We start from the raw sequence: 14,260 nt of genomic DNA, 5'->3' as shown, positions 1-14,260 counted from the left end.
GCGACGGCCTGTCGTCGGCCAACGCGGGCTAACCAAATGCCCCCCGGGGGTCCTTTGCGCGATCGCTGTTTTACCTCCTCTGCATCCCCTGCCGCATGGGCTGAAACTCCCATCCGGCCTGGGAGTATCGGCCAATGCGCAACCGGCGTGGCATCTCCATAGTTGTTGCATCTGCCAACAGGGGGCCCAGGTGCGGCCTCAATGACTGGTATTGCACTGGAGAACGTCATGATTACCTCTAAAACAACAACATCGCCCACGAACGATCTGACCACCACCCAGTCGGACTGCGATCCCCCCTTCCTGGTGTTCGGCGATAGCGTGACCCTGGACGAAACCAGCGGGTTGCAGAACTTCACCGTTACGCCAAGCCCGGCGGGAGACGCCGACGACAATGACATCCTGCTGTCCGCCCTGCCCTCGGCCTTCGCCACCCGCTTGACCGCCCTGGGCGCCGGTACCGCCATGGACGCCGCCTTGAGTGGCTATACCGGTGCCGTGGGCGACACCGGCAGCAATGCCTTCACCCTCAACCTGACGCCCGGCGTCAACGTCCTCGATATCAAGTTCACCGACAGCCTGGGCGCGGCGCTCAATGGCCTGGACAGCGGGCTGGACACCCTCGATGGCACCAGCATCCTTCTCTATACCGATACGGATAACAACATCCTGCTGGGCCGGGCCGGCGGCCCTGACGGCGCGATCGTGTTCGCGGCCTATATCGAGGAAACCGGATCGCCGGTATCAGGCGGCAAGATCTGGACCGTGGAATACCAGCCGCTCAAGCATCCGGACGCCAGCAATCCGGACGATGCCCTCAACCTGCTGAACAAGGTGTTCGTCAGCACCGTCCAGGACGGATTCGACCTGACCAATGCACCTTCCGGGCAGAACCTGTTCCTGATGTTCACCGGGGCGAACCCGACGGTGGTCGATGACGGCGGTGTGCTGCGGGTCAGCGATCCGACGATCATCGCCACCGGTAAAGACCCGGCAGACCAGTCGAGCGGCGCGAATATAAACACTGGCGACAGGATCAATACCAGCCAGGGCGGTGGTGCGGTCACCATCGGTACCAACAACCAGATGATCACGGAACAGGAAGGCATCCGCCTGACCTTCGTCACCGGTGCCCGGCTGGATGTGACCGTGCCCAACCTGAGCCAGACCGAAGCGGATGTCGAAGACAACATCGACTTTACCGCCATGTTCAATGCGACGACGGCCAGTTTCGATGTCGTGCAACTGCAAGGTGGCAAGACTGCCGTGGTGAAGATCAGTGCCTACAGCACCGCGGTTGAAGACCGCGTGGACTTCGTCAACGGCTATGCGAACGATACGTCGGTAGCCATCACCAATGTGCGCGTCTTCGATAAAAGCACCGGGCTGCTGATCGAGAACTCCGACGGCTCGGTGAATGATCCGGGCATCGCCATCAGCTTTACGGGCGGGGTCGCAACCGTCACCGGCGTCAAGGCCAACTATCAGATCGAATACACCACCAGCGCCGATCACAACCGCGTGCTGATCGAGAACGGCGCAGCCGTGAACGCCAGGGGCGATAACCACGCCGATTTCGATATCGGTGGTTTCTCGCTGCGCCATCCCTCCACGATCACCAGCGAAATCGGCTCGCAGATGATCTTCGAGGACGATGGACCGGCAGCGGCCGGAACCGCCGAGGCCGGTACCGTCGATGAAGACGGCCTGGCCAATGGCATTGCCGGCGGTGTCGGCGACGTGCCTGGCGAGGTCACCAGCGTCAGCGGCAACGTGAGCGCCATCTTCCAGTCCGGCGTTGATGTGCCGCTGACTTACTCCCTGTCGAGCGACACCAGCGGCTTGCCTGCCCTGAGCTCCGGTGGAGTGGCGCTGGTCTACAGCGTGGTGGGCGACACCCTGACCGCCAAGGCCGGCGCCGTCGATGTGTTCACCTTCAGCCTCAGCGCCGCGGGCGCCTATAGCTTTACCCTGTTGCAACCGCTGGATCACCCAGCGGGCGACGACGAAAACGACATCACCCTTAACCTCGGCGCAATGCTGCAAGCCACCGACAAGGACAGCGATTCGGTAACCGCCGCGGCCGACAAGCTGGTGATTACCGTCGATGACGATACGCCAACGGCGAATGGCACCGCCGAAGCCGGCACCGTCGATGAAGATGGCCTGGCCAATGGTATTGCCGGTGGTGTCGGCGACGTACCGGGCGAAGCCACGACGGCCAGCGGCAGCGTCACGGCGATCTTCCAGTCCGGGGCCGATGTACCGCTGACTTACTCCTTGTCGAGCGATACCAGCGGCCTGCCAGCTCTCAGCTCCGGCGGAGTGGCGCTGGTGTACAGCGTTGCCGGCGATACCCTGACGGCCAAGGCTGGCGCAACCGATGTATTCACCTTCAGCCTCAGCGCGGCGGGCGCCTATAGCTTTACCCTGCTGCAACCGCTGGATCATCCAGCCGGCAACGATGAAAACGACATCACTCTCAACCTGGGCGCGATGCTGCAAGCCACCGACAAGGATGGCGATACGGTAACGGCCGCGGCCGAGAAACTGGTGATTACCGTCGATGACGACACGCCAACGGCGGCCGGGACTGCCGAAGCCGGCACCGTCGATGAAGATGGCCTGGCCAATGGTATTGCCGGTGGTGTCGGCGACGTACCGGGCGAAGCCACGACGGCCAGCGGCAGCGTCACGGCGATCTTCCAGTCCGGGGCCGATGTACCGCTGACTTACTCCCTGTCGAGCGATACCAGTGGCCTGCCAGCCCTGACGTCCGGTGGCGTCGCGCTGGTGTACAGCGTCGCTGGTGACACGCTGACCGCCAAGGCCGGTGCCGTCGATGTGTTCACCTTCAGCCTCAGCGCTACGGGTGACTACAGCTTTACCCTGCTGCAGCCACTGGATCATCCAGCCGGCAACGATGAAAACGACATCACCCTCAACCTCGGCACGCTGTTGCAAGCGACCGACAAGGATGGCGATACGGTGACGGCCGCCGCCGACAAGCTGGTGATTACCGTCGATGACGACACGCCAACGGCGAATGGCACCGCCGAAGCCGGCACCGTCGATGAAGATGGCCTGGCCAACGGCATCGCCGGCGGTATCGGCGACGTACCTGGCGAAGCCACCACGGCCAGCGGCAATGTGACGGCAATCTTCCAGTCCGGGGCCGACGTGCCGCTGACGTACTCCTTGTCGAGCGATACCAGTGGCCTGCCAGCCCTGAGTTCGGGCGGAGTGGCGCTGGTGTACAGCGTTGCCGGCGATACCCTGACCGCCAAGGCGGGCGCTGTCGATGTGTTTACCTTCAGCCTCAATGCCGCAGGTGACTACAGCTTCAGCCTGCTGCAGCCGCTGGATCATCCGGCCGGCAATGACGAAAACGACATCACCCTCAACCTGGGCGCGATGCTCCAGGCCACCGACAAGGACGGCGATACGGTGACGGCCGCTGCCGAGAAGCTGGTGATCACCGTCGATGACGACACGCCCACCGCCACCGGAACTGCCGAGGCCGGCACCGTCGATGAAGACGGCCTGGCCAACGGCATCGCCGGCGGTATCGGCGATGTGCCTGGCGAAGCCACCACGGCCAGCGGCAATGTGACGGCAATCTTCCAGTCCGGGGCCGACGTGCCGCTGACGTACTCCTTGTCGAGCGATACCAGTGGCCTGCCAGCCCTGAGTTCGGGTGGAGTGGCGCTGGTGTACAGCGTCGCTGGCGACACCCTGACCGCCAAGGCGGGCGCCGTCGATGTCTTCACCTTCAGCTTCAGTGCCGCCGGTGCCTACAGCTTTACCCTGCTGCAGCCACTGGATCACCCGGCCGGTAATGATGAAAACGACATCACCCTCAACCTGGGCGCAATGCTCCAGGCCACGGATAAAGATGGCGATACGGTGACGGCTGCCGCCGAGAAACTGGTGATCACCATCGATGACGACACGCCCACCGCAACCGGAACCGCCGAGGCTGGCACCGTCGATGAAGACGGCCTGACCAATGGTATTGCCGGCGGTGTCGGCGACGTACCTGGCGAAGCCACCACGGCCAGCGGCAGCGTGACAGGGATCTTCCAGTCCGGGGCCGATGTACCGCTGACTTACTCCCTGTCGAGCGATACCAGTGGCCTGCCAGCCCTGAGTTCGGGCGGAGTGGCGCTGGTCTATAGCGTTGCCGGCGACACCTTGACGGCCAAGGCTGGCGCAACCGATATATTCACCTTCAGCCTCAATGCTGCGGGTGACTACAGCTTCACCCTGCTCCAGCCGCTGGATCACCCCGCCGGCAATGACGAAAACGACATCACCCTCAACCTGGGCGCAATGCTCCAGGCCACGGATAAAGATGGCGATACGGTGACGGCTGCCGCCGAGAAGCTGGTGATCACCGTCGATGACGACACGCCCACCGCCACCGGAACCGCCGAGGCCGGCACCGTCGATGAAGACGGCCTGGCCAACGGCATCGCCGGCGGTATCGGCGATGTGCCTGGCGAAGCCACCACGGCCAGCGGCAATGTCACGGCGATCTTCCAGTCCGGGGCCGACGTGCCGCTGACTTACTCCCTGTCGAGCGATACCAGCGGCCTGCCAGCCCTGAGTTCGGGTGGAGTGGCGCTGGTGTACAGCGTCGCCGGCGACACCCTGACCGCCAAGGCGGGCGCCGTCGATGTGTTCACCTTCAGCCTCAATGCCGCCGGTGACTACAGCTTCAGCCTGCTGCAACCGCTGGATCATCCGGCCGGCAATGACGAAAACGACATCACCCTCAACCTGGGCGCAATGCTCCAGGCCACGGATAAAGATGGCGATACGGTGACGGCTGCCGCCGAGAAACTGGTGATCACCATCGATGACGACACGCCCACCGCAACCGGAACTGCCGAGGCCGGCACCGTCGATGAAGACGGCCTGGCCAATGGTATTGCCGGCGGTGTCGGCGACGTGCCTGGTGAGGCCACCACCGCCAGCGGCAGCGTGACGGGTACCTTCCAGTCCGGCGCCGATGTGCCGCTGACTTACTCCCTGTCGAGCGACACCAGCGGCTTGCCAGCGCTGAGCTCGGGCGGCGTGGCGCTGGTCTACAGCGTTGCCGGCGATACCCTGACGGCCAAGGCTGGCGCAACCGATGTATTCACCTTCAGCCTTAGCGCCGCGGGTGACTACAACTTCACCCTGCTGCAACCCTTGGATCATCCAGCCGGCAACGATGAAAACGACATCACCCTCAACCTGGGCGCAATGCTCCAGGCCACGGATAAAGATGGCGATACGGTGACGGCTGCCGCCGAGAAACTGGTGATCACCGTCGATGACGACACGCCCACCGCAACCGGAACCGCCGAGGCTGGCACCGTCGATGAAGACGGCCTGACCAATGGTATTGCCGGCGGTGTCGGCGACGTACCTGGCGAAGCCACCACGGCCAGCGGCAGCGCCACGGCGATCTTCCAGTCCGGGGCCGATGTACCGCTGACTTACTCCCTGTCGAGCGATACCAGTGGCCTGCCAGCCCTGAGTTCGGGCGGAGTGGCGCTGGTCTATAGCGTTGCCGGCGACACCTTGACGGCCAAGGCTGGCGCAACCGATATATTCACCTTCAGCCTCAATGCTGCGGGTGACTACAGCTTCACCCTGCTCCAGCCGCTGGATCACCCCGCCGGCAATGACGAAAACGACATCACCCTCAACCTGGGCACGATGTTCCAGGCCACCGACAAGGACGGCGATACGGTAACGGCCGCCGCCGACAAACTGGTGATCACCGTCGATGACGACACACCCACCGCAACCGGAACTGCCGCGGCCGGCACCGTCGACGAGGACGGCCTGGCCAATGGCATTGCCGGTGGTATTGGTGATGTGGCGGGTGAAGCCACCGTGGCCAATGGCAGCGTCAGCGGTGTCTTCCAGTCCGGTGCCGACGTGCCGCTGACTTACGCCTTGTCGAGTGATACCAGTGGCTTGCCAGCCCTGAGTTCGGGCGGCGTGGCGCTGGTCTATAGCGTCGCTGGCGATACCCTGACGGCCAAGGCCGGTACCACGGATGTATTCACCTTCAGCCTCAGCGCCGCGGGTGCCTACAGCTTCACCCTGCTGCAGCCGCTGGATCACCCCGCCGGTAACGACGAAAACGACATCACCCTCAACCTGGGGACCTTGCTGAAAGCCACCGACAGGGACGGCGACACGGTAACCGCCGCGCCCGACAAGCTGGTGATCACCGTCGATGACGACACCCCAACGGCGAATGGCACCGCCGAGGCCGGCACCGTCGACGAGGACGGCCTGGCCAATGGCATCGCCGGCGGTATCGGCGACGTGCCGGGCGAGGTCACCACGGTCAGCGGCAACGTTACCGGCATCTTCCAGTCCGGGGCCGACGTACCGCTGAGTTACTCCTTGTCGAGTAATACCAGCGGCTTGCCAGCCCTGAGCTCCGGCGGAGTGGCACTGACCTACAGCGTCCTGGGCAACACCCTGACCGCCAAGGCCGGCGCGACTGACGTGTTCACCCTCAGCCTGACGGTAGCGGGTGCCTACACCTTCAGCCTGCTCCAGCCGCTGGATCATGCGGCGGGCAACGATGAGAACGACCTCGTCCTCAACCTGGGCACCCTGCTGCAGGCCACCGACAAGGATGGCGACACCGTGACCGCCGCGGCCGACAAACTGGTGATTACCGTCGATGACGACACGCCGACCCTGGCCTTCGGCAACCTGATCGGCACGGGGACCGACCAGGCGCAACAAGGCTACTGGAACATGGCCGCCGGCGCCGACGGGCTGGGTGCGGCCGGCCTGGACATCTCGCTGGTGAACGGCCAGTTCACCCTGGTCCGGCCGGACGATACGACCACCACCGGCACCGGTACGCTGGTCGAGCAGTCGCCGTCACCCGACGCCAATGGCGCGTATCAGTTCGCGGGCACCTTGACCGGTGACTTCGACAACAATGCGGCCACGGCGGATACCACCGTGCACTACACGCTGAGCGCCTACGCCAACGGCACTTATGCGCTGGACCTGGAGGAAGGCTTCCGTTCGACCATCGTCCTCAGCAGTGCCGACGGTTCGCTGGATGCCGGTGGCCCGGACCCCGTGCGTACACTGACCATCGGTAGCGAGGACATCGTGTTCTTCGGCGCCAACCCGCTGGCTCCGGCAAGCGGCGCGAACAGCATTCAGACCGGCATCGGGCTTGGAGCGTCCGACCCTACCGAAGCGCAACTGCAAACCAACCCACTGCCGTCGTTCATCGGCTCGGCGGCCCTGAACGTCAGCACGGCCGGCATCGGCATCGCCAACAACCTGCTCCAGGGCGACAACCAGGCGGCGATCGGCGCGGCCGATGAAAGCTTCGTGGTCAATCCGGAAAGCCTGCTGACAAGCATGAAGGTGTTTATCGACAACTCCGTGGGCGGTTACAACACGGCCACCGAGGACCTGTACTACAGGGTCTTCTACGAAGATGGCACCTTCTCCAACCTGATCGAGGTCAACACCCTGACGCCAGAGGCCGGTGGGCAGGTGTCCTTCACCGTCGGGCAATCGGCGACGTCGCTGATCGATGCGGTCCAGCTGATAATGGCCCGGGGCGAGATCAAGATCCCGACGATCGAGTTCACCCACGAGACCGAGAGCCTGGCCAGCGACGTCAAGCTGGCGTTCAACGCGACGGTGACGGACAAGGATGGCGATACCGCGACCAGCGCGTTCGACGCCAACCTGTTCGCCAACGACACGGCCGACGCGCTCTTCGACTTCAGGCTGGTGGGCACCACGGGTGAGCGGGATGCCTTCAACATCGACCTGTCGGTGGCCGAGAACCAGTACCAGGTCAGCGGCTTCGATGCCGGAGCAGGCCAGCGCGATGCGGTGGTGCTCATCGGTGACCCGGGCGCCGTCGTGCAATCGGTCGACAACACTGGCGCCGACAGCGTGGTGACGGTGGCCGAGACGGGCGGGCAGATAACGACCATTACCCTGGTCGGGGTCGATCTGCTCAATACCGACATTGTGATGGGCAGCGTCTGAAACCTCGCGCGTCAAACCCAAGCGAGGGTGGCCTGGAAACCACCCTCGCTTTTTTTTTGCCGCTACCGTCCGAAAGTCCTCGATCGTATCCGCGGCAAATGCCCAGGCAGCGCAAAGAGCGCGACGGCATGCCTGCGGATTCATGGGGGCAGGAAACAATGAGCACGGTATCAGCCTCGGCCTGGACACCCAGGCCGACGACAAGAACTGCGACAAGGACAACCACCGGGCTGCCTTGTCTTGATCAGCTCACTCCAGTTCCACCCATGTGGAGTCGGGCGGCTCTTCGTCGTCGGTGAGCCCGTGCTTGAGCGCATACATCAACAAGTCGATGCGGTTGATCAGGTTGAGCTTCTGATAGATGTTGCTGAGGTGGTTGTGCACGGTGTGCTCACTGATGCCCAGGCGCTCGGCGATGCTCATGTACTTGGCGGACGGGTCGCCGACGATGGCGCGAATCAGTTCCCGCTCGCGCAGCGTCAGCCGCGCCTGTTTCGCCTGCTCCAGGTTGCATCGCAAGGGTATGTGCCGGGTCGCGGCATAGCCGGAAAGCCCGCCGGACCAGGCCCTGTCCAGTCCGACGTCGTAATGGTGGACCTTGATGATGGCCCGGACGATCGATTCCGTCGGGTCTTCCGCCAGCACGATGCCGCGCGCGCCCGCCTCGATCGCCTGGGCAACCGGGACGGATTCGTACAGGCCCTTGAGCACCAGCAGTTTGATATCCGGGCGGCGGGTCAGGCCCGCGACGACCTCCAGGGGGTTCAGCGCATCCGGAAAGAAACTGAAAAAAATCACATTGGGACGCAGCTGATCGGCAAGGTCCAGCGCCGTCGTGTAGGTGGTGGCCTGGCCACTCACTTCCATCCGGGGCTTCCTCGCATTGATCAAATCATGAAGCCCCATAAGAACGAGGGGACGGCAATCGATCAGCATCACGCGTATCGTTTTTTTCTGGTCTGGCATGATCTTCCTGCCTCCCCTTGAAAAACGAACCATGACCTTCATACGCGTTGGCCTTCCTTGATCGGCCACTCGCTCTTGAAGGACGGATGCGAGCGCCGACAGGCTCTGGAAGTGCCCGCCCGGGTCTTGGCGACCCGGGGTACAGGCAGACATTGCGGAGATTTCCCGAAGCCGGGCAACGTTATTGAAACCGCATAAATAAGAATAACTATCAATAGCTTGCATGTGCTGCAGGGCATCCGCGAGCCCTCAACTGAGTCTAGGCCAGCCCACTGTGCTGCCTGCCAACCCATCCGTCGGTCTTCGGCTCAGGCCGGGTGCGGGTCACGTGGTCGATGCGCCCCCGAGGCGCCCTGCCCCCCGCAAATCAAGGTCTTAGGCTAGCTACGGGTGACCCGTGGGCAGAGTCGGATCCGACCAGCCTCGTCAATTAACAGACGAGTGGCGCACGGATAAGTCAGTACGTAATGAGAGCGTCAATTTATCGACGAAGCCGGCAATGCCATGAAATCAGCGGCTCAACGCCAATCCCCTGCGCAAGCGATTCGTCAGCCGGGACAGAACTCCGGTGTTTTACTCCTGGTCCTCGATGCCAACGCCCATGGCCTGGCCGGCGCTACCGGGGCTGAGCCAGGCATTCACATTCTCGACACTTTCCACCGGCGGTTTGCCCGCCCAGCGATTGAGGGTGAAGACGTTGCTGAGGAACTCGTACTGCGTCTTGAGCAGGTCGCGCCGGGCGCGAAACTCGTTGCGCACGCTGGTCAGTACATCGACGGCATTGACCATGCCGTAGCTCAGCCCCTTCTCCGCCGCCACCCTGGACAGCTGAGCCGAGGCCAGGGCCGAACGGCTGGCGTCGATCTTTTCGCCGTTCGAATTGGCGGTCAGGTAGGCGCTGGTGATCTCCTTGACCACCCGGCGCCGGATCGCTTCCAGCTGCTGCTCGGCGACCAGTTGGTCCTGGTAGAGCCCACGGACCCGCGCCGAGGTCGAGCCGCCGCTGTACAGCGGCACCTGGACGCCGATGCCGGCGACATAGCTGTCGGTGCGTGGCGTCAGGGTGTTGTTGTAACCCTCGTTGGTCTGCTGCGCGCTGAGGTTCAGGCTCACCGTCGGATAGTGCCCGCCCTTGCCGCTGCGCAATGCTGCGTTCGCGGCTTCGGCGCCGCTCTCGCTGGCCTTGAGCGTCGGGTTCAGCTCCATGCCCTCGCGCACCCAGGACTCCAGGCTCTGCGCCGAAACACGCAGTTGCGCGTCGTTGCGAATCCGGTTGAGCTTCTCCTTGACCGGCCGGCCGACGAGCTCCGCCAGCGCCTCGCGACTGATACGGGCCTGGTTGCGGGCATCCAGTTCCTGGGCCGCGAGCAGGTCCACCCGGGCCTTGAGGTCGAGCTGGTCGGTAATCATCGCCAACTGCTTTTCGTACAACGCATTAACCCGGTCCAGGCTCTTTTGCGTGGTTCGCCGCTCCGCCCTCACCAGTTCCAGCTCATCCTCGGCCGCCAGCGCGGTGAAGTAACGCCGCGCCAGCTCCACCGTGGCCTCGGCCTGGGCGTCCAGCGCCTCGGATTCGGACTGCTTGGCCAGGCTCTTGAACTTCTGGTAGTTCTCCCACGCGGCCTTGTTGTAGAGGTACTGGCGCAGCACCAGGCTGTAGCTTTCGCTATCGTAGCTGCGCTCCTGTATCAGGTCGTTTTCCTGGTGGATCCGGTTTCTCCCGGCATTCAGCGACAGTTGCGGCAACAGCGCCCCCAGCGCCTCGCGTTGATGCTCCTTGCCGGCCTGCGCTTGCGCAAAAGAGGCCAGTACCTGTGGATCTTCCAGCCGCGCCTCGCGATACAACTGCATGAGGTCGGTGGAATAGGTCGAGGCGCTGACCCCGGTCGACGTTACCGCAGCGGTTTGCGCCAAGGCGGCCCCCGCCGCAAGCATGAATGCACTCGCTAGCAGAACTGACGGCGCTCCCACGGGTCACTCCTCGATCATTGATTGAGACATCACATCCCGGGCCGGCTGCATCAGGTACTGCAACAGCGTGCGCTGCCCGGTGACGATCAACACGTCCGCCGGCATCCCCGGCAACAACTTGCGCTCACCCAAGGTGCGCACCCCATGCTCGGTGACCCGGACCCGCGCCAGGTAATAGGCGGTCCCGGTCTTTTCGTTGGTCAGGCGGTCGGCGGAGACGCTGCTGACCTCGCCTTCGATCACCGGCGTGGTCGAGCTGTTGAACGCGCCGAAACGGATATCGGCGCGCTTGCCAATGGCGATACGGTCGATGTCCACCGGCGCCACCTGGGCCTCTATGACCAGTTCCGAGACCGAGGGCACGATGTCCAGCAAGGGCGTCGCCGAACGCACGACACCACCGATGGTGTGCACGGTCATGCCGATCACCATGCCCGCGTCGGGGGCACGGATGACGATCCGGCTGAGGCGGTCTTCCAGGGCCGAGTTCTTCTCTTGCAGGTCGTAGATCTTGGTCTGCACCTCGGCCAGCTGCTTGGCCACGTCGGAATTGAAATCCTTGTCGACCTGGAGGATCTGCAGCTGGGTTTCGTTGATCTGCAGACGGGTCTTGTCGATGGTGGAACGGTGATCGGCCACCTCCGACCTGAGCATCCCCAGCTTGCGGTCCTGCTCGAGCAAGCGTTGCTTGTCGACGAACCCCTGCTTGAGCAACTCGGTCAACTCACCGATTTCACCGCTGTAGGATTTCTCCAGGCGCACCTTGACCGCGATCATCGACTCCAGGCCCTTGATCTGCTGGTGCAATTGGCCGATGCGCTCGCGCAGCACCGAGATCTGGCCCAGCCGCGAGCCGCGCCGCGCGTTGAATACCTGGGTCTCGCCCTGGCGCGCTTCCTCTCCTCGCACACTGGCGGATTCGGGCATCGCCCCAAAGTCGATCGCCGGCAACCCGTCGCGCTCGGCAATCAGCCTCGACTCCATGGCCCTGGCCGCGACCAGCAGGCCTTGGGTCGCCTCGTATTCGGAGCGCAGCTGGGTATCGTCGAGGATGATCAGCGGATCATCCTGCTTGACGATGTCGCCATCGTGGGCCAACACCGATTTGACGATGCCGCCTTCCAGGTGCTGGACCGTCTTGCGGTAAGTCTGCACGGTGACCACCCCCGGCGCGTAAGCGGCGCCATCCAGGGGCGCGAGCGCCGCCCAGGTGCCGAACAGGCCGAAGGTCACGCCGACGATGCCCATGCCCAGGCGGTGGGCCTTGCGATCGGACACCGGCAGGTCGGAGGAGCTTTCGATTTGACGATCAGGCATAGGATTCACCGCCATCGTCCTTACGGGCATCGATCGACGCCACGTTGGTCACCACCGGTACTGGCCCGGCATGTTTCGGGACCGGCGGTTGCTGCCCGCTGAGTTCGGCCAGCACTTCCTCGCGCGGCCCGTAGAGGCCGACCATCCCGGCTTTCATCACCAGCAGCCGGTCGAGTTGCGACACAATGTTGGTGCGGTGGGTAATCACGAACAGGGTCGCGCCGGTGTGCTTGATCTGCTGGATGGCGGCCGCCAGCGCGCGATCGCCGACCTCGTCCAGATTGGAATTGGGCTCGTCGAGAATGATCAGCCGCGGGTTGCCGTACAGCGCGCGGGCCAGGCCGATGCGCTGGCGCTGCCCTGCCGAGAGCATGACGCCCTCGCTGCCGATGACGGTGTCATAGCCATCGGGCAACAGCAGGATCATTTCGTGGACGCCAGCGGTCCTCGCGGCCTGGATGACCTTCGCCGAATCGATCTCGGCGAAGCGGGCAATGTTCTCGCCGATGCTGCCCTCGAACAGCTCGATGTCCTGGGGCAGGTAACCGATATACGGGCCAAGCTCATGCTTGTCCCAGGTGCTGATGTCCGCGCCATCGAGCCGGACCACCCCATGCTGCGGCGGCCAGACGCCGATCAGCGCCCGGGCCAGGGTCGACTTGCCCGAGGCGCTCGGGCCGATGATGCCCACCACGCAACCGGCCGGTACGCTGAAGCTGATGTTCTTGAGGATCGGGGTACTCGAGCCAGGTGCCGCGACAATCAGGTTCTCGACCTGCACGTTGCCCTCGGGCGCGGGCAAGGACAGGCGCTCGGGTTGCGCCTGCTGTTTGCCGAGGATGTCGTTCAGGCGGTTGTACTGCGAACGGGCGGCGATAAAGCCTTTCCAGCTGCCGATCATCAGGTCGATGGGCGCCAGTGCCCGCCCCAGCAGCACGGCCCCGGCGAACACCAGGCCGGCCCCCACCTGATGGTCCACCGCCAGGTAGGCCCCCAGGCCCAGCACCAGCGATTGCACCAGCAGACGGAAAGTCCGCGAAAGCGTCGTGACCATGCCGCCCCGGTCGCTCGCCAGCGATTGCAGCAGCAGAACGCTTCTTTGCCGGCGCCCCCAGCGATCCATCAGGGTTTCCAGCATGCCCATGGACTCGATGACTTCGGCGTTGCGCAGGTTCTTGGTGGTATGGAGGGTCGCGCCGATGTACTCCTTGTTGGCCTCGGCCAACACCGGCCCCGTGAGCTTCTCGTTGACGAAGGCGAGCACTATCAACAACAGCGCGCTGCCCGTCGCGACCCAGCCGAACCAGGGGTGGAACAGGAACATCACCGCGATATAGATCGGCAACCAGGGAGCGTCGAAAAAGGCGAACAGGCCGCTGCTGGAAAGAAACTGCCGCAAGCCCGTCAGGTCGTTGAGCGACTGGGCCGAGGCATCCATGCCGCCACTGTCCAGGGCCCGTTTGAAACTGGCCTTGTAGACCTGGCGACCGAGCAGCACATCCAGCCGGGTACTGACCCGCACCATGATGCGCGAACGCACCCATTCCAGGGAGCCGAGGGTGATCACCAGCCCGGTCATGATCAGCGTCAGCATGGCCAGGGTGGTCAGGCTGCCGCTGGTCATCACCCGCCCATACACCTGGAGCATGTAGAAGGTCGGGACGAGCATCAGCGCATTGATGAAGAAACTGAAAAAACCGACGAAAACAAAGCTGTCTCGACAGACCTTCAACGCATTTTTCAGACTGTTTTCAGGTGGGCTTTGCATTGAAACCTCTGCTCGAAAGGCCAGCCTTTGTGGAGCTTAGATCATGCCGGACAGCGGCGTGCTGCCATTGGCCGGATCGCCTCGGGCACCCGGAATGGCCCCGGCAACGGCCCGGCGCGCAAGCATGCGCAAGCGCCCCGCGGCCTGGAGAGCAGAGGGCTCTGGCACGGGCTTTGGGCGCCATCGTGGGTA

The 14,260-nt window shown here is 63.7% G+C and carries 5 protein-coding genes; 1 reads left to right on the top strand and 4 read right to left on the bottom strand.

Translation table 11 applies throughout. The features are described 5' to 3' along the window. Window positions 1-201 precede the first annotated feature (201 nt). On the top strand, window positions 202-8,046 hold the full coding sequence (locus H0I86_RS14315) for a beta strand repeat-containing protein (protein ID WP_373369411.1): 7,845 nt from the start codon (window positions 202-204) through the stop codon (window positions 8,044-8,046). 249 nt (window positions 8,047-8,295) lie between these two features. Here the strand turns inward: H0I86_RS14315 and H0I86_RS14310 are convergent, their stop codons facing one another. The 4 genes from H0I86_RS14310 to H0I86_RS14295 all read right to left on the bottom strand — a co-directional run bounded on the left by H0I86_RS14310 (window position 8,296) and on the right by H0I86_RS14295 (window position 14,068). Next, complete coding sequence (locus H0I86_RS14310; RefSeq protein WP_180925514.1) at window positions 8,296-9,012, bottom strand: response regulator transcription factor; 717 nt, start codon at window positions 9,010-9,012, stop codon at window positions 8,296-8,298. Between the two features lie 573 nt (window positions 9,013-9,585). Then, window positions 9,586-10,947 carry a TolC family outer membrane protein gene (locus tag H0I86_RS14305; protein ID WP_258019439.1) on the bottom strand — a complete coding sequence of 454 codons (1,362 nt, stop codon included), beginning with the start codon at window positions 10,945-10,947 and terminating at the stop codon, window positions 9,586-9,588. A gap of 39 nt (window positions 10,948-10,986) precedes the next feature. Then, on the bottom strand, window positions 10,987-12,300 hold the full coding sequence (locus tag H0I86_RS14300) for an HlyD family type I secretion periplasmic adaptor subunit (protein WP_180925512.1): 1,314 nt from the start codon (window positions 12,298-12,300) through the stop codon (window positions 10,987-10,989). Further along, window positions 12,293-14,068: a type I secretion system permease/ATPase gene (locus H0I86_RS14295; protein WP_180925511.1), complete on the bottom strand. Its 1,776-nt coding sequence runs from the start codon at window positions 14,066-14,068 to the stop codon at window positions 12,293-12,295. The genes H0I86_RS14300 and H0I86_RS14295 overlap by 8 nt, the downstream gene beginning before the upstream one ends. Window positions 14,069-14,260: the final 192 nt, after the last annotated feature.

Source organism: Pseudomonas chlororaphis subsp. aurantiaca (assembly GCF_013466605.1).
GTDB lineage: Bacteria > Pseudomonadota > Gammaproteobacteria > Pseudomonadales > Pseudomonadaceae > Aquipseudomonas > Aquipseudomonas chlororaphis_I.
This window is presented reverse-complemented; position numbering and strand designations above follow the sequence as displayed.

Excerpts from the sequence above, each read along its gene's own strand:
- H0I86_RS14305 (WP_258019439.1), bottom strand. The coding sequence starts at position 10,947 with ATGCTTGCGGCGGGGGCCGCCTTGGCGCAAACCGCTGCGGTAACGTCG.
- H0I86_RS14300 (WP_180925512.1), bottom strand. The coding sequence starts at position 12,300 with ATGCCTGATCGTCAAATCGAAAGCTCCTCCGACCTGCCGGTGTCCGAT.
- H0I86_RS14310 (WP_180925514.1), bottom strand. The coding sequence starts at position 9,012 with ATGCCAGACCAGAAAAAAACGATACGCGTGATGCTGATCGATTGCCGT.
- H0I86_RS14295 (WP_180925511.1), bottom strand. The coding sequence starts at position 14,068 with ATGCAAAGCCCACCTGAAAACAGTCTGAAAAATGCGTTGAAGGTCTGT.
- H0I86_RS14315 (WP_373369411.1), top strand. The coding sequence starts at position 202 with ATGACTGGTATTGCACTGGAGAACGTCATGATTACCTCTAAAACAACA.